The 15,028-nt window shown below is 40.5% G+C and carries 15 protein-coding genes and 1 pseudogene; 7 read left to right on the top strand and 9 right to left on the bottom strand.

The genetic code is table 11. The features are described 5' to 3' along the window. Nucleotides 1–5: 5 nt before the first annotated feature. From brxC to AC56AD_RS10245, 8 genes are all read right to left on the bottom strand, one after another. The gene (brxC, locus tag AC56AD_RS10280; protein ID WP_012508724.1) at nucleotides 6–3,641 is read right to left on the bottom strand and encodes a BREX system P-loop protein BrxC; all 3,636 of its coding nucleotides are present in this window, start codon (nucleotides 3,639–3,641) and stop codon (nucleotides 6–8) included. A gap of 11 nt (nucleotides 3,642–3,652) precedes the next feature. Then, complete coding sequence (locus tag AC56AD_RS10275; protein ID WP_012508723.1) at nucleotides 3,653–4,246, bottom strand: hypothetical protein; 594 nt, start codon at nucleotides 4,244–4,246, stop codon at nucleotides 3,653–3,655. Next, nucleotides 4,230–5,006, bottom strand: a complete 777-nt coding sequence (locus AC56AD_RS10270; RefSeq protein WP_012508722.1) for a BrxA family protein — start codon at nucleotides 5,004–5,006, stop codon at nucleotides 4,230–4,232. Before AC56AD_RS10270 ends, AC56AD_RS10275 begins: the two co-directional genes overlap by 17 nt. A gap of 84 nt (nucleotides 5,007–5,090) precedes the next feature. Continuing rightward, nucleotides 5,091–5,495 (bottom strand): pepsin/retropepsin-like aspartic protease family protein, encoded by a 405-nt coding sequence (locus AC56AD_RS10265; protein ID WP_012508721.1) that lies wholly within the window; start codon nucleotides 5,493–5,495, stop codon nucleotides 5,091–5,093. Then, nucleotides 5,492–5,713, bottom strand: a complete 222-nt coding sequence (locus AC56AD_RS10260) for a hypothetical protein (protein ID WP_012508720.1) — start codon at nucleotides 5,711–5,713, stop codon at nucleotides 5,492–5,494. The genes AC56AD_RS10265 and AC56AD_RS10260 overlap by 4 nt, the downstream gene beginning before the upstream one ends. Before the next feature lie 210 nt (nucleotides 5,714–5,923). Further along, the gene (locus AC56AD_RS10255; protein WP_190273987.1) at nucleotides 5,924–6,067 is read right to left on the bottom strand and encodes a hypothetical protein; all 144 of its coding nucleotides are present in this window, start codon (nucleotides 6,065–6,067) and stop codon (nucleotides 5,924–5,926) included. Between the two features lie 12 nt (nucleotides 6,068–6,079). Next, nucleotides 6,080–6,493 (bottom strand): HigA family addiction module antitoxin, encoded by a 414-nt coding sequence (locus AC56AD_RS10250; RefSeq protein WP_223293899.1) that lies wholly within the window; start codon nucleotides 6,491–6,493, stop codon nucleotides 6,080–6,082. Next, the gene (locus AC56AD_RS10245; protein ID WP_012508718.1) at nucleotides 6,420–6,713 is read right to left on the bottom strand and encodes a type II toxin-antitoxin system RelE/ParE family toxin; all 294 of its coding nucleotides are present in this window, start codon (nucleotides 6,711–6,713) and stop codon (nucleotides 6,420–6,422) included. The genes AC56AD_RS10250 and AC56AD_RS10245 overlap by 74 nt, the downstream gene beginning before the upstream one ends. 281 nt (nucleotides 6,714–6,994) lie before the next feature. Here AC56AD_RS10245 and AC56AD_RS10240 point away from each other — a divergent pair, with 281 nt between their 5' ends. Next, the gene (locus tag AC56AD_RS10240) at nucleotides 6,995–8,641 is read left to right on the top strand and encodes an IS1634-like element ISPph1 family transposase (protein ID WP_012508717.1); all 1,647 of its coding nucleotides are present in this window, start codon (nucleotides 6,995–6,997) and stop codon (nucleotides 8,639–8,641) included. Nucleotides 8,642–8,741: 100 nt separating this feature from the next. Here AC56AD_RS10240 and AC56AD_RS10235 read toward each other — a convergent pair. Next, nucleotides 8,742–8,957, bottom strand: a pseudogene (locus tag AC56AD_RS10235) (transposase); the annotation flags it as partial. Nucleotides 8,958–9,421: 464 nt separating this feature from the next. Between AC56AD_RS10235 and AC56AD_RS10230 the strand changes: the two are divergent. The 6 genes from AC56AD_RS10230 (at nucleotide 9,422) to AC56AD_RS10205 (ending at nucleotide 15,023) form a co-directional block, all read left to right on the top strand. After that, entirely contained in the window at nucleotides 9,422–9,904 is a 483-nt protein-coding gene (locus AC56AD_RS10230) for a hypothetical protein (protein ID WP_012508716.1), read from the top strand. A gap of 457 nt (nucleotides 9,905–10,361) precedes the next feature. Continuing rightward, entirely contained in the window at nucleotides 10,362–10,595 is a 234-nt protein-coding gene (locus AC56AD_RS10225) for a hypothetical protein (RefSeq protein ID WP_150085668.1), read from the top strand. After that, on the top strand, nucleotides 10,592–11,272 hold the full coding sequence (locus AC56AD_RS10220) for an ATP-binding cassette domain-containing protein (RefSeq protein ID WP_049759927.1): 681 nt from the start codon (nucleotides 10,592–10,594) through the stop codon (nucleotides 11,270–11,272). The genes AC56AD_RS10225 and AC56AD_RS10220 overlap by 4 nt, the downstream gene beginning before the upstream one ends. Nucleotides 11,273–11,294: 22 nt before the next feature. Next, complete coding sequence (locus tag AC56AD_RS10215) at nucleotides 11,295–11,933, top strand: ATP-binding cassette domain-containing protein (protein WP_012508713.1); 639 nt, start codon at nucleotides 11,295–11,297, stop codon at nucleotides 11,931–11,933. A 10-nt stretch (nucleotides 11,934–11,943) separates the two neighbouring features. Continuing rightward, nucleotides 11,944–13,065 (top strand): ABC transporter substrate-binding protein, encoded by a 1,122-nt coding sequence (locus AC56AD_RS10210; protein ID WP_012508712.1) that lies wholly within the window; start codon nucleotides 11,944–11,946, stop codon nucleotides 13,063–13,065. Next, nucleotides 13,062–15,023, top strand: a complete 1,962-nt coding sequence (locus AC56AD_RS10205) for a hypothetical protein (RefSeq protein WP_012508711.1) — start codon at nucleotides 13,062–13,064, stop codon at nucleotides 15,021–15,023. The genes AC56AD_RS10210 and AC56AD_RS10205 overlap by 4 nt, the downstream gene beginning before the upstream one ends. Nucleotides 15,024–15,028 lie beyond the last annotated feature (5 nt).

The following is a 15,028-nucleotide window of genomic DNA, read 5'->3' as shown; positions in this document are numbered from 1 at the left end:
CCTTTTTAGAGGTCTATTTCAATTTGGTCACTCTCCTGCATTCCGGCAACCTGTTGTAACTGGAGCTGAAGCATCTGCTTGAATGCCCCGACCGTTGTGGTGCGGGCAATTTTGAGCGAGATCCGTTTTAATGCTTTCGGTGGTGGTATGGGGATGACTTCTCCGCTATTGCTCTCTTCCACCGGTACGGGGGCAGGAGGAGCTTCCTTGACAATACTCATTGCGGCAACCTCCAGCTCGGCAAGCTTCTGCGGAGCAAGCGCGGTGCAGGTGATCATCTCCGAGAGTGAAAAGTGGGAACTGGCGCACTTGATGGTGTAGTCGAGCTTGACCTCTTGATTGATGCGCTTTTCAGCATACTCTTTGACGAACTGAACCTGCCGCAACAGGTCACGGTTCTGTGTTTCGGGATAGCTGTTGATCTCTGTGATGAGTGCGGTTGCGACGGCAAGCAGCTCCCGGTTTGCGTCGCTGGCCGTTGTATTGGCATCAACCATCAGGGTGTGGTAAAAGTCCTTGAGCTTCTGCCCTTCAACAAGAATCTCCCTATACCCTTCAACCACGGATGATGAGTAGATTTCATCAAAGCGTGTAATGGTCTCCTGAATTTCGCGGCTGGTGACGTTGGCCTTTTCAAGCTCGATTTTCAGCTCATCAACAAAGCGCTTGATGAATCTGGCTTTTTGCAGGTTCGACTTGATGAATTTTTCAATCTTCTCGATTTTTTTGACCGTTGCCTCAAACACCGCCTGATTGAGTAGGAAGTTGTCAGCCGTGTCAAGAAAGTTGCCCTCAGTCACCTTGCCGGAAAACTGGTGCAGTTTGCCAATAAGGGTGGTTTCGCTGCCAAAGAGCGGTTCAAAGTCCGTTACGGTCTTTTTCAGCGTCCGGACGGCGTTGATGTAGTACTCCGAGAGGGCACGGATGGCCTCAATGAGCGCAAAGTCATTGCTGTTCCAGTCAACCCGCTCTTTGGTCACCTCTTCGATCTTGAGGGCTCGAAGCAGGGTGACCATATCGGATTTCTGGGCGGTCGTCAGCGATTTGGAGAGTGACTTGAAGGAGGCTTTCTGGAAGTTCCGGCTGGAGCTGAAGATGCTTTCGACAACATCGTCGCGGTACGAAAAAATATCTTTGGCGTTGAACCTGGCGGTGAGGCGACCGGTACGAAAGAGTACAGCCACAAGGGTAGCTACCGTGCCATATTCGTAGCCGGTGGGGGCGCTCTTTAACTCCAGTTCAAGATCTTTGCCACTGAGGTATTGGCTTTTGATTTTGGCGGTTACCGACTCAATGCACTCAAGAGTGTCGCCCACGAAGTTGCCGTTGGAGTCGAAAAAGGTAAAGTCGTTGCCGCCGTTTTCACTGAAATTGAACTTTGGCAGCTTGTCGTTCTGCCGCTCCTTTATAATTGAGGTAGCCAGCGCTTCGGAGAGCTGCCTGGAGGGGCGTTTGTAAAAAACATTATCGAGCACCTTTTTTTGAAGGGTGTTTATTTCACTCTTGAAACTGGCTTCACTGAGCTGCACCGTATTGAAGAGGTAGATCGCTTTGGCGTTGGTATAGGCGCTGTTGATCAGGTTAAGGAGATCCTTTTCCCGTTCGTCCCGGATGACCGAGAATGAGCGGATGATTTGCTTGATGGTTGCATCGCTGTCGTTTTTGTACTTGTCGTCCATGTAGGCGAATCGCAGGATCTCCTCAATCAGGTGGCTGATGGTGCTGAATTGTGCGTTGTCGGGGAGAAGTGTGATTTTGTGCTTGATGTCGCGGGTCTGCTGTTTGATGCTCTCCATGAAGTCGAGCCGGTTTTCGGTGATGCTGTAGAGGCTGCACACCTCTATCTGGAGATCCTTGTTTGATGAGCCCATAAGTTCATCGCCAAGGTCAGTGGTAACATGAAAATTGTAGGTGACGCTCTTGTCGCTGATGGTTCCGATTGAGCGGATGGAGCTGTTTTTCTGCAATCGGGCGACCAGCTCATTTTTGCGTTTGAAGTGCTCAACCGTAAAATCCTTCATTTCATCGAGGAGCTTTGTCTCCAGATCAGAAGTGATTTTGAAGGAGTTGTTGCTCTCAAGAAGTACTTTTGCCGTGGTCAAGGTTGTAAGCGCCTCTTCAATCAGGGGCTTTACGCTGTAGTAGTCGTCAACTGTAGAGATGTAGACTTTGGTGATGTTCTCAGCCGTAGTTGCAACAAGCTCTGATACCGAGAGAAAGTGGATGGCCTTGAGCAGCCGGATGCCGTCAATGGCTGACTCTTTGAGCATCTGGCGGGCAAGGTCGTACTTGTTGACCAGGGCAGCGGTTGGGGCCGTCTGCGCTTCGTCACAGATGTCAAAGGCGGTGGCAAAATTGTATGCATTGAGCTTGCCAAGCTTGTTGCGAAGAACGTCGAAGGTGGTGATAATCATCCCTCGGGCAGCCACCTGCGAGGCCGTCAGGGCGTTGGAGGCAAAGAGAAAATTCTGCAGCAACTGGAACTGGTAGTGGTGGAAAGGGTAGTAGATGGTGAACAGCTCCCTGTTCTCTGACTTGGTCGGGATGGAGGCTTTGAGGTTGGTGATGTCGGCAATTTTCCCTGCGTTCTGGTCGAAAAAGGTGTTGAGCAACTGTTGCCCTTCGTCACTTTTCTGGAGCAGGCGGCTGCGGATAATGACATCGACTTCAGTTGATTCAAGGTGAATCTTGGTTTTAAAGCGATCAGTCACTTTGGTGAGCTGACTCTTGCTGATACTGTTGTTGTTGATCACATCGTCGAGCTTCTCCTGGGCAATGGCGATGGTCCAGACTCTGGAGGCGATGGCGGAGAGTGATTCGCTTAGCCCTTCAAGGTCAAGCAGAGTAAACTTTTTCTGGCTGATGGCTTCGCTTGCTTCGTCAAAAATAAAGACGATTGTTTCGCCTTGCTGCTTTTCGAGGTAGCGGCTCAGTTCATCCTTGAGCTTCGATGCGCTGAAGCTGTCAATGATCGAGTTCAGATGGATGACGGTTTCGTCGTACTCCTGTTCGGTATATTTCCATGCGGTCAAGACTTTGCGAATGGTTGAGGGGACGCGCATGGAGCTTGCCCGAATGCTCTGCCACTCTTCACCCGTGAGCAGCTTTACCTTCTCTACAAAGGCTGGATAGTGGCCGTCAAGAAAGAGCTGATACTCAATATAGCCGTACACAGAGTCAAGAAATCCGAGGCTTTTCAAAAAATTGCGGAAGAGGGTAAAGGTCAGCCCCTTGTCGGTGTTCTGTTTGGCGATGTCGAGAGAGATAACCCGGTTGTTGCTACTGGCGAATTTGCGCAGGTCGTTTTCGATAAGGGCGGCATCATTGAGCCCGGAGAGTCGCGGGATGATGCGCTCTATGGCTTGGGTTCCCATAATTACCCTGTTGTCGAGCAGGTAGCCAAGCATCTTGCCAAAATAGGATTTGCCGGAGCCGTAAAAACCTGAGAGCCAGACGCCAGTCTCCTTGATGCTGGAGTTATATTTTGAGGCAAAGGTGGAGAGGTGACGGCCAATATTTTCGGTGATAATGTAGTTGTCGATCTCGTAACGAATCTCCTCTTCAACCTGCTCTTCAAGGTCAATGACATTCTTGATATCAATATCGAGGTTGAGACTCAACAGCTCTTTGATTTTGGGCATAGGGCACTCCACTATTTGACAAGATGGCATCGGTAGTTTGATGCCTGTTTATGGTTGAGGAAGAGCAGTTCGTTGTTCATGTAGCTGGCAGGATAGAAGATGACAAGCGGTATACCCTGCATCATCACGGTTTTGTGTTCCATAATGTTGACATTCTCAATGCCGGTACCTTCAAGAGCGCCGGTGTGAATGAGAAAGGCTGTTTTTTCAACACGGCTTGCCTGGCATATCTCCGTGACAATCAAGGAGAAGAGGCAGTTTGGGTATTCGTTTGTGAACACCTTGAATGAGGTGCTGCTGTTCTCGCGGTAAAATGCCTTGAAACCCTCCAGCGCCTTACGCTCCTTGTCTGTTCCGTTGACGCTGTTGTATTCATCACCAAGCAGGTCAATGCTTTTGACAAACAGCTCCGCGATATCAATAAAATAACCGTCCGGATAGAGTTCTCTCGCCTTAGCGATATACTCCTCCTCTTCTGCCGGGGGATAGACAAATAAAACGGTGTTTCCACCGTTTGCCGTTCGCTTTAGTTGCGTCCGGTTGTCTTCATGTAAAACCACACGAAGATCATCGAATTTCTGCTTTTGTTCAGTGAGAAATGGCATCAACAAGCTCCTGTGGTGACAATTTTAACTGCACAGTCAAGGCCTCACCGGTAGAGGCTATATTGATAAATGGCATGAAGCTGATGTTTTTCAGCGACAGAATCAACTGCTCTCGTTCAAGAAACAAGAACTCCCGATATGGCGATTTCAGAATATCGGTGGCAGCATCATCCACACTGAGGATAACATACAAAAAGAAAAGAAGTTCATCCTCAGAAAGCCTGATATTGAGCAACCGTTTTTTTACTGCACCCTCAACCATTCCCAGCTTCTTGAGAATCGTGAGATACTTTGAACCAATTTTTTCCAGAGTCGAATCCGAGAATTTTTTCAACGGCAGAGAGTGACTCTGGCGATCTTTCAGGTAGGCAAAGATTTCATCCCCGGCAATTGTTGTCCGACCGGAAAAGTAGACCTTCAGATAAACCTCTTTGGTAAGAATCCGGAAAAGATCGTTCCCGGCAAGTAACTGCAAAAAAATAGCCCACCGTTTCAGAGTTTCCAGACCGGGGGCATTAAAAAGTGCCACCATTAACTGCCGGTGCCGTTCACTGGCAAAAACCAGAATGGTACGCTCCACTGCGGCAAGAAAGCGCTTTCGGGTGCTTTCCGTCCGAAAATCGAAGGCGTTGTTGGTCACCAGTAACTCCCTGAGATCAACCCGCCCCTTTCCTTTGGCAAACTCTGCCAGCGCAACCTCAATCAGCCGGAAATCCGGAATGCTGCCAATGACATTGATGTCTGCGTTATATACTTCCATTACTTTTTCATCTACCAGAAATGTCCTTTCGAGGGGAGCTTGTACAGTAACTCCGAGAGGTGATGTTCGCTTGCGATGTCTAAATTATGATGATTTCGGCATGATTTCAAACTCTGACTTCGAGCGGTAAAAGCAGACATCGAATTCCATAAAAAAATTCGTTTGCCCGAGAATCAGCGGCACATCACTTTTAACCCATGCAAAAACGAGACGTACAGGTTCAAAATCTCCTATTTTTGCTATGGCACTCAACGGTATTGCTGGCAAATTCCCCAAGTTGCCTGACAGCCGGATGTTTGCTTTTTGATCATCCCAGATTTCTCCAAGCTGAAGACCTGCCTCATACGGAAGCACGTTGACCGTTGCGCCGCTGTCAACCAGGCCGACAACCTCAACCTGCTGATTGTTACAAAAGAGAGGAAATGTCAGACGGGGAAGACTGTCATATTCATTTTGCGACGGATTGCTGACAGAGTATCTGAATTTCAAAATGTTTGACTATTCGTATTCGTTATTTCGAGTTTATTCATCAATATCTCTGCCACTCCGAACGTATTGTACGGTGTTGGCATTTCGTAAATTTTGCCCTGTTCAAGCGGAAAAACATTTCCCTCAGCATCAAGCTGTTCCGCTATAATCCGAATCAGTCTGAGTTTGTCAACTATCCGTAACTGCTGAACAAACGGAAGAATATCTGTCAAAGTCATAATTTCATTTCTCTGCTGTTCACTAAAGATGCTGTTTCGAAACGCGTCTTACTAATCGTCTTATCTCATTTATTTAAAATCATATACAAGAAAAACTCGCTGTTTCTGCTCCCTTGGCTTGTACAGATCCGCAATAAACTAAAGGTAAAGGTAGCAAAAGATCCTCAAACAATTATTCAACAATAATACTTCGTGCTTCATTTCACCTCCTCACTCCCCCAAAATCACCTTCTGCATCAGCATCTGGTTATTGCTGTAAAACGGCACATCCGTTGCTCCGAGCACTGAAGGCGGCAGATCCTGTAACTCAAGGTGGGTCTCTTTGAAGAGGGCAAGTAACTGTTGATAGTTCATGAACACTGATCTTTAAAGTACAGACGCCACCTTTGGTGTTACAGTCTTAATCGTGTTTAACAGCTTATCCTCTGATTTTTTTGCATGATAGAGATCCCATCGCTGTTGGAGATTCATCCAGTAGTCAGCCGACATGCCAAAAAATTTGGCTAACCGTAAGGCTGTTGCCGGTGTCACACCCCGTCGGCCATTAATGATTTCATTGACCCGCTGATAAGGAACATGGATAGCGTCAGCTAACTGACGCTGAGTGATTTTCATAGGGTTCAAAAATTCCTCCAGCAGCATTTCTCCGGGATGAGTCGGTGCCCGATGCGTTGGTATGCGTATCATAGTCACTTCTTGTTGGCTTTTAATGGTAATCAGCGATTTCAACATCCTCCGGCCCAATAGAAGACCATTGGAAGCATATTCTGTACTGGTCATTTAACCGAATACTGAATTGTCCTTTACGATCGACGGACAAGGATTCCAAACGGTTTCCCGGGGGAATGCGCAACTCGTCAAGGGTAAGAACAGAATCAAGCTGATCAAGTTTTCTGTACGCCTGTTTCCATAATACTGAAGGACAGATTCTCGCCGTTTTTTTGGTCGGATTTCCGTTAAGAATATCCTCAGTTGCCTGATTCTTAAAAGAGTGTATCATGTTAACACGGCTATCATGCTATTTTGTTCCAAATTACACAAAATCCTGAGATAGTCAAACGAGAAATAGCCCGTGAGGCATTGCATGACGTCAGAATTCATCGGTAGATTCGGTGGACAACTCCATGTTGTAACGGAAGTTCCAGGTCTATTTTTCATTAACTCTTTATAGGCAGTATTTTTACAAGGAAAAGATGTGAAAATTGTAGTCACTAAAATATTTGGAACATTATTTTTTATATCATATATTTAAGCGTTTAGCAAACCTATGATATAGTCACAATGTACGTCGATTCCAGCAAGACCACCATTAATGGCAAAACCTACCAGCGCCATCTTTTTCGTGAATCCTATCGTGAAGATGGGAAGGTGAAAAATCGCACGTTGGGCAAGATCTCAAAATGTTCGGAAGGAGAGATTGCCGCCATTAAACTTGCCCTGAAGTACAAAGACAATTTGGCAGCCCTGTTGCATATTGAGGATGTTGAACTACATGAGGGGCTTCGTGTTGGTGTGGTATATGCACTCAAAACTCTTGCCGAGAGGCTTGGTATCAGCAAGACGCTTGGTAATACCCGCCAGGGAAAGCTTGCATTGTGGCAGATTATGGCTCGATTGATCGGGCAGGGTTCACGACTCGGTGCGGTCAGGATGGCAGCAAGTTATGGCGCCTGTGATGTCCTTGAATTAGAACGCTTTACAGAAGATGACCTCTATGCCAACCTGGCTTGGTTGACGGAGCATCAGGAGCGCATTGAGCAGCAGTTATTCAAGCACAATTCAGCGGGTGCTGGCCCGGAATTGTTGCTCTATGATGTTACCTCATCATATCTTGAAGGGATGGAGAATGTGCTTGCTGCCTTTGGCTACAACCGGGATGGCAAAAAGGGGAAAAAGCAAATCGTTATTGGTTTGTTGTGTACCGCAGATGGCGATCCGGTTGCTGTCCGGGTCTTTGCAGGCAATACCGGCGACAAGTCAACCGTTGCAGAGCAGATTCGCACCGTTGCCAACACTTTTGGCATTGAAGAGGTAACGATGGTTGGCGACAAGGGTATGATCAAAACGCCGCAGGCCAAAGAGTTGACCGATGCGGGATTTTATTACATCACCTCACTCTCGAAACCCGAAATCAGAACCCTGCTGAAGGCAGAGGTACTGCAAATGGATTTTTTCGATTCAGAGCTGTATGAGGTTGAAAATAAAACCGATGGCGTTCGATATGTGCTGAGAAGAAATCCGGTTCGAGAGGCCGAGATGGCAAAGAATCGCCAGGAACGGGTGAAAAAAATCCAGCGTCTTGTTGAGGAGAAAAACAGTTACCTCGCCGGTTCCCTCAAGCGTGACAAGGATGTTGCACAACGCTCTCTTCAGAAAAAGATCAGCCAGTATAAGCTCAATGATGTGCTGGAACTGACCCATCAGGAGAGGGTGTTCACGGTAACGGTCAATGAAGAAATCCTGAAAGGAGTCGCTCTGCTGGACGGCTGTTATGTGATCAAAACCGATGTCAAGAAAGAGCTGCTTTCGACCGAACAAGTCCATGATCGGTACAAAGATCTGGCCAAAGTGGAGCATGCATTCCGGACGTTCAAGCAAAGTCATCTTGAAATCAGACCGGTTCATGTGCGAACCGAAGCGAGCACTCGTGGCAATGTCTTTGCCGTTATGCTTGCCTATAAAATCGAGAGGCAGTTATCAGAACTCTGGAAAAAATGTGAATGCACGGTACCGGAAGGAATTGATGAACTTGGCGCAATACGCAGCACAATCGTCACCCTCAAAGGGTCAAGCTGTCAGAAAATTCCCCAGTCGAAAGGATTGGCTGCTGAGTTGCTTGCCGCTGCCGGGATTACCCTTCCTTCGGTCATTGATGCCAAAAATGTTGATGTAGTCACAAGGAAAAAACTGGCCCCGAAGCGTAAATAAAATTGAAATAAGGTGTTATAGGGATTTTTCGTTCTTTTATTGCTGGAACTTCCGTTGTAAACCCCGGTGTGCCGGTTTTCCGATCAATCTGGTTTGCAAGAAAACCGCTGAACAGAGCCAATTGCTGATGGCCGTGCACAACATCTTCCGTATCGTCAAAATCCAGGACAATGACCTCGGGAGGTTCGACATACGAAGCGAGAAAATGATCCACAAAACCCTCTGCAATCCGATAGAGATCACGACGGGTAATCATGTTTTCCAACCTGCTGAACGTCAGTTGACTGGCTAAATCAAGGCCGGTCTCAGGTAAACGACCTTGGTCAGCAAGCTGCTGATGCCACCATCAAAATCTAGAGCAACTTTTATGGCGAATAATTCAGCATAAATATTTTGAAATATATCTGTACTTTGTAGCTTAAGAGGTTGGCATCAGCTTGCAAAAAGTTTTAAAACATGCACTCGATCATGCCAAAATCAAAAAACCAGTAACGCTTTATTGTTTGCGGCACTCTTATGTAACTCATTTACTGGAAGCATGAACGGGCCTACGTTACATACAAGAACTATCTATACCCACGTATGCGAACAGAGTTTACTGAAAATTTCCAGTCCCTTTGACAATTTGTAAAAAATATTATGCACCTCAAAGGTGTATAAAGCATGCCAGAATAGCTGGTTTTATACACCTTTTGGTGGGATATGGTGCATAGATAAAGAAGTTAGCAAGCATTAAATAAACGACCCTTATTACAAAATAAGATTGACAGTAGAAAATACATGGAAGACCCAATTGAAGAATTAAGAAAACAAGTTATAGAATCCCTTTCTAACAAAAAAACTGATTGGGAAGAAAAGATATATAATAGCCAACAGTATCAACAAGAAATCAAATATCTGAATGATATTACAAAAGATTTTCTTGATAGTATAAGAGCTGTATCCATTTATTCTTCTCGTGCGGGTGATATTTACGATAAGTTTTTATGCATTAGAGCAATTGATGATATGATTCAATCTTCAATTGGTGTTTTAGTTATGATTCAAAATGGAATTCATAATACTGCAAGGAGAGAACTTAGATATTTGATTGAAATGATAACCAAATACGTGATTGTAGATTATGCAAAAATGGGCGAATCTTTTGAAACTAAAACTGAATATTTGAAAAATGAAATTCCTAATTCGTCAATTGAAATTGTTGAAGAATATTCTACACCTTTCTTAAGTCCAGTTAAAGAAGATTTTAGAAGTGAAATTTAAGATTTCTTCTATAAAGCCTGTGCTTATGTTCATCCGTCAAAAAAGCAAATAGATGAACAAATGTTGAATTACGGTAATGGTCATACCATAGGTTTTGAATCGGCTAAAATGTTCTATGACATAAATAAAATCGTTTTCAGAGCATATGATATGATTTTAGTAATGGTATTTCATAGTTTTGGACCTTCTATGAGTGCTGATTTGTTTGAACAGATATTTAATGAAAATCAAAATTGGAAGTTTCATAAAGGGAAATACATGAAAGAATATGCAAAATTAATGAATTACATGAATAACGCTTGCTAACACATGGTATAGTGCATGTGGGTTTCAGAGGTTTTCGAAGGCAGTTGGCTCGTAAAAAAAGCCGGTGTAAACTGATAGGAAATCGCTTCGTAATCCCACACGACACCATACCATAAAACGTTACAAGCAAGCCTAAAAAAAAGACAGCGACATGAAAATTGATAAGATGACATACAAAGACAGAAAAGAAAAACAAATCGGAATGACTGCCGACCACACCAGCCGATCCGAAAAAGTTTTATTTTTTTGCCGACCCGCATTTTTTGTTTTTAATGCCGCCCCACAGCAAACACATTTTGTTTTTCCCACAAGCCCAGCCTTCTTGCCTAAAAAAAAGAGTTTGCTTTTACAACCGCACAAATTCATTAATTTAGCAGAAAAATGAAAATGATTTTATCAGTAGAAAATATAAACAAATCATTTGGCGAAAGGCGACTTTTTGAAAATCTCTCTTTATATCTTGAGAAAGGAAAGATATATTCTCTAATGGGTTCAAATGGTTCGGGCAAGACAACTTTATTTAATATTTTAACTGGGTTTGTAAAAGTTGACAGTGGTAAAATCCAATTCAATAATAATAGCATAAGTTCTAAATCACCTACAGAAATCAATAGGCTTGGTATTGCCAGAACATTTCAAGATTTAAGAATAATACATGGTCTTACGGTTAGGGAAAATGTACTAATGGTGATGGAAAAGAAAATGTTTCATATTGCTACATTTGAAGAATTTAATAAAGTAAATGAGATTCTTAAAAAGGTCTCTCTTCTTGAATATGCTGACCATTTGGGTAGTAACTTGTCTTTTGGTCAGCAAAAACTTCTAACCTTGGGTTGTTGTCTTGCCAATAAACCAGTACTTCTGCTTCTAGATGAGCCAATTGCAGGCATCGACAAGGATAATAAAAAGATTATTAAAGATATCATTTTAAAACTTAAGAATGAAGAGATAACCATACTTCAAATAGAACACGATATGGAATTTATTGAAGAAACAAGCGATTTGGTTTTTCAATTAGAAGATAAGGGATTAAAAATATTGGAAATAAACAATAATTGTTAATTTTGCTATTTAAAATTTCAAAATGCTAGAAGTTAAAAATATATCTACAGGTTACGAAAAAAAACAGGTTCTTTTCGATGTATCTTTCACAGTTGGTGACAACGAAATTATCTTATTAACCGGTGGTAACGGTAGCGGGAAAAGTACGGTTTTAAAATGTATTTATGGATTGCTTCCTATTTGGAATAAAAATGGAAAAGTTATTTTTAATGGTGACGATATTTCAAGACTTCCTTCTTCAAAAATGGTTAAAAAGGGTATTGTTTATATACCTCAAAAAAACAACTATTTTGAATCATTAACGATACATGAAAATCTTGTCGTTAGTGGTTCAACATATTCAAATGTTGATATTAAGCAAAGAGTTAAAGACGTTTATAAATTGCCAAATCTATACGAATTCCGAGATCGCACACCGTTTAGTCTTAGTGGTGGCGAAAGGCAGATGCTTGCTTTAGGGAATGCGCTGATGCACCAACCAAAGCTAATATTGTTTGACGAACCATTTGCAGGTTTAGATGAAGCGAATACTAAAATAATGGTTGAAGAGTTATTGAGTCTGAAAGAAAAGAAAATAAGTATGTTGATTGTTGAGCACAAAAAAAATCTTAATGCTTATGCAACAAAAGAGTTAAGTATGTATTTAGGAAAAATAATTTAAAACAAAAAATATGAGAAAGTTTAAAGTATTAGCTATCATTATCATTATTTCCGCTTATTTATTTGCTTGTGGAAATAGTAAGAAAGAAACTATTAACATTGGATGTTCATTGCCCCTAACTGGTGAAGGAGCCAATTATGGAAGATCTGTAAAAGAAGGAGTTGATTTAGCTATTGAAGAAATAAATCAAAGTGAAATGTTTGATTTGCCTTTGAAAGTTATTTATGAAGATGATAAAATGGATCCAAGGGAAGGTGTAAATGCGATTAATAAGCTTATCACTGCGGACAATGTACCAATAATAATTGGTCCTTTTGGGTCTTCAATAACATTAGCTGTTGCTCCAATAGCAAACAAAAACAAAGTTGTTTTACTGGGAGCTAGTGCCACTGCTGATAATATTAAAGATGCAGGCGATTATATTTTCAGAATCACTCCTCCTAACTCGAAGCAAGGTAATGATGTTGCAAGTTTCTGTTTCAATTCACTTAATTCAAAAAAAGCAGCAATTATTTATCAAACAAATGATTATGGTACTACCCTAAAAACTGCTTTTGAATCAGAATATCTTAAACTTGGCGGCGAAGTTCTCATTGTTGAAGGAGTTGATTTAGGAAACAAAGATTTTAAAACTCAGATTTTAAAAATTAAATCTAAGCAGGTTGATGTTGTTTTCTTTCCCCTTCATGTTGCAGAATCTGGAAATTTTCTTAAACAATCCAAAGAACTTGGATTGAATGTAAAATTTATTAGTTGTGATGGAGCTATGGTAGATGACCTTCTTAAGCTTGCAGGAAATGCGGCAGAAGGTACATATTATACCTCCTTAGCATTAGCTTATGGTATGAATGATAGCCTAATAAACAGTTTTAACACAAATTTTAAAAAGAAATACAATAAAGAGCCTGATGTTTATGCAGCATACTACTATGAAGTAACTTATATCTTAGCACATGCTCTAAAAAAAGCTAATGGCAACATTGGTCAAATAAAAGAAATTCTTTATTCAATAAATGGGGAAAATGCCTATAATGGAATAACTGGTTTAACAAGTTTTGATACTTATGGAGAGGTGGACAAATCATTTTCAATATATGTAGTTAGTAATAATAAATTCAGTCTTTTCAAATGAGTATTTTTAATTCGATTAAATATAATAATACAAAAGAGGAAAGTCAAAAAAATGAAATAGTTATTATACTATCTCATTTTATTGAAAACCCTTTTTCAATATCTGGCATAGAAACTGAATATAAACATTTTGGAAAAAAAGCAATTCGTGAAATAACAAGAAATACAATTTATTTCCTTGTTGTTTTAATGATTGCTCAAATTTCATTAAATTTCTTTTGGCTGTGTAGGGGGGAGAGTTTTCTCAATACAAATTTTAGCAAAATCTTTTTTCATCCTTTTTCAGTTGCGGTATGGCTTTATCTAATACCTATTCTAATTTGTTGGTTTTTTTTGTTTTTGACCCGAAAACTAAAAAATAAATCTGTAGATGAATATTCAAAATACTTATTAAGTATTGAAAATAGCAAATTTAAAAATGCACTCAAATCATTAATAAAATATTTATATACTATTATCCCATTGACATTTCGCACTATTTGGATATGGACTTTGATATTCGGTATTGCAACTGTTTTTACGACTGAGAATATTAAAATTGATTTTAACTCTCAAGTTGATATTAATGCTTTTAATATATTGTCAAGCGGACTACTTAAAGCAATTATCATTTCAATTATAGCCTACATTGCGACAAATGTCATACACGAATTACTTCAACTAAGAGAACAATATGTTGAAGGAAAAGATGAAATGAAATCATTAAAAGAAAGTATCGAAATTGCAAATACTGAAATGCATCATCTTTTGGAACAATCAAAAGTTGCGCTAAAGTATGTTGATACCTCGAACTCGATTACTAAATTTCTAAACGACACAAAAAATAAAGGGACAGGAATATCATCCGAGGCTTTTAAGTTTGTTGCCGGAATTGCAAGTTTAACGGAAGGTATGACAAGTAAGATTGCTCATGATGAAGAAAAAGTACTTATCTCTTTAATTAATAGTTACAATAGTATGCTTGGTAACCAAAGTAGAAGAGTTTCTGATGGAGATTCAATATTAACTACATGGAACAATTTAGGTACTATTTCAAAAAATCTTGTTGAAACAACTTTAAGTAATCCTAAAATTTTTAATGGTTATGAAATTTCATTTTATGCCTTGCAGTTAAAATCTCCTTATCAGTTTATTCAAAAATATTTTGAGCCAAACAATAAGGAATGGATGGAGTTTATCAATTTCAACATTGCAAATAATCATGTAAACAGGTATTTTGCTGTTATAGATGAAACAGTTATGAAGGATTTGAACAAAGAATTTTATGACAATTTAAAATGTGGGAATGGAAATTTTACAATTTTCAAAAACACTCCTTATCTAAGAGAGGTAGAATCAATCAACGCAACAAATGTAAGTAAGAATCTTGATGATATATTCTTCTACGACGAGCAACAAATAAAGTCGTTACAAAGTAACCCTAAGAAGTACGGCGACAAATTACTATTTCAAAATAGTGCTGCAAACAGGAAAGAAATAAAGCTGAAAGATTTATTGAATGATGTAATTCATAAGACAGGTTCTTGTATGATTCGTAATTTTAACAAAATTGAGTTAAACAAGTTGTTAACTGATACAAACGATAATACTACTACTCGTGAAAAACCCACAAACAAATTGATTGATTATTTAGCTATTCGCATAGAAAATACTACTACTAAAGATGAGGAATGGTTATTTTGCGTTAAAAGTATTTATGATGAAGATATAGATACCGCAAAGGTTGAGTTCTTGTTTAAAAAAGACGGAGATAAAACACAAAATAAAAATTGGGAAAAAACTAAAGAACAATTAAATGAAATTTTCTTTCTTAATAAAAGCAATGAATCTAACTTAACAAAATGTGTAAAAAACATTCAAAATAATGAAAATGAATATTGTAGTTGTAACGATCCATTAAATTGTACTTATCCTAAAATCAAGAATTTTAAAATAATACCCATCAAGGATTTTAAATAGAATGG

It is taken from the genome of Pelodictyon clathratiforme, assembly GCF_982375515.1.
Note: the sequence above shows the minus strand (reverse complement) of the source record. Positions and strands in the feature narration are given on the sequence as shown.

Excerpts from the sequence above, each read along its gene's own strand:
- AC56AD_RS10230 (WP_012508716.1), top strand. The coding sequence starts at position 9,422 with ATGGAAGACCCAATTGAAGAATTAAGAAAACAAGTTATAGAATCCCTT.
- AC56AD_RS10255 (WP_190273987.1), bottom strand. The coding sequence starts at position 6,067 with ATGAACTATCAACAGTTACTTGCCCTCTTCAAAGAGACCCACCTTGAG.
- AC56AD_RS10205 (WP_012508711.1), top strand. The coding sequence starts at position 13,062 with ATGAGTATTTTTAATTCGATTAAATATAATAATACAAAAGAGGAAAGT.
- AC56AD_RS10225 (WP_150085668.1), top strand. The coding sequence starts at position 10,362 with ATGAAAATTGATAAGATGACATACAAAGACAGAAAAGAAAAACAAATC.
- AC56AD_RS10260 (WP_012508720.1), bottom strand. The coding sequence starts at position 5,713 with ATGACTTTGACAGATATTCTTCCGTTTGTTCAGCAGTTACGGATAGTT.
- brxC (WP_012508724.1), bottom strand. The coding sequence starts at position 3,641 with ATGCCCAAAATCAAAGAGCTGTTGAGTCTCAACCTCGATATTGATATC.
- AC56AD_RS10270 (WP_012508722.1), bottom strand. The coding sequence starts at position 5,006 with ATGGAAGTATATAACGCAGACATCAATGTCATTGGCAGCATTCCGGAT.
- AC56AD_RS10215 (WP_012508713.1), top strand. The coding sequence starts at position 11,295 with ATGCTAGAAGTTAAAAATATATCTACAGGTTACGAAAAAAAACAGGTT.
- AC56AD_RS10275 (WP_012508723.1), bottom strand. The coding sequence starts at position 4,246 with ATGCCATTTCTCACTGAACAAAAGCAGAAATTCGATGATCTTCGTGTG.
- AC56AD_RS10245 (WP_012508718.1), bottom strand. The coding sequence starts at position 6,713 with ATGATACACTCTTTTAAGAATCAGGCAACTGAGGATATTCTTAACGGA.
- AC56AD_RS10240 (WP_012508717.1), top strand. The coding sequence starts at position 6,995 with ATGTACGTCGATTCCAGCAAGACCACCATTAATGGCAAAACCTACCAG.
- AC56AD_RS10250 (WP_223293899.1), bottom strand. The coding sequence starts at position 6,493 with ATGACCAGTACAGAATATGCTTCCAATGGTCTTCTATTGGGCCGGAGG.
- AC56AD_RS10210 (WP_012508712.1), top strand. The coding sequence starts at position 11,944 with ATGAGAAAGTTTAAAGTATTAGCTATCATTATCATTATTTCCGCTTAT.
- AC56AD_RS10220 (WP_049759927.1), top strand. The coding sequence starts at position 10,592 with ATGAAAATGATTTTATCAGTAGAAAATATAAACAAATCATTTGGCGAA.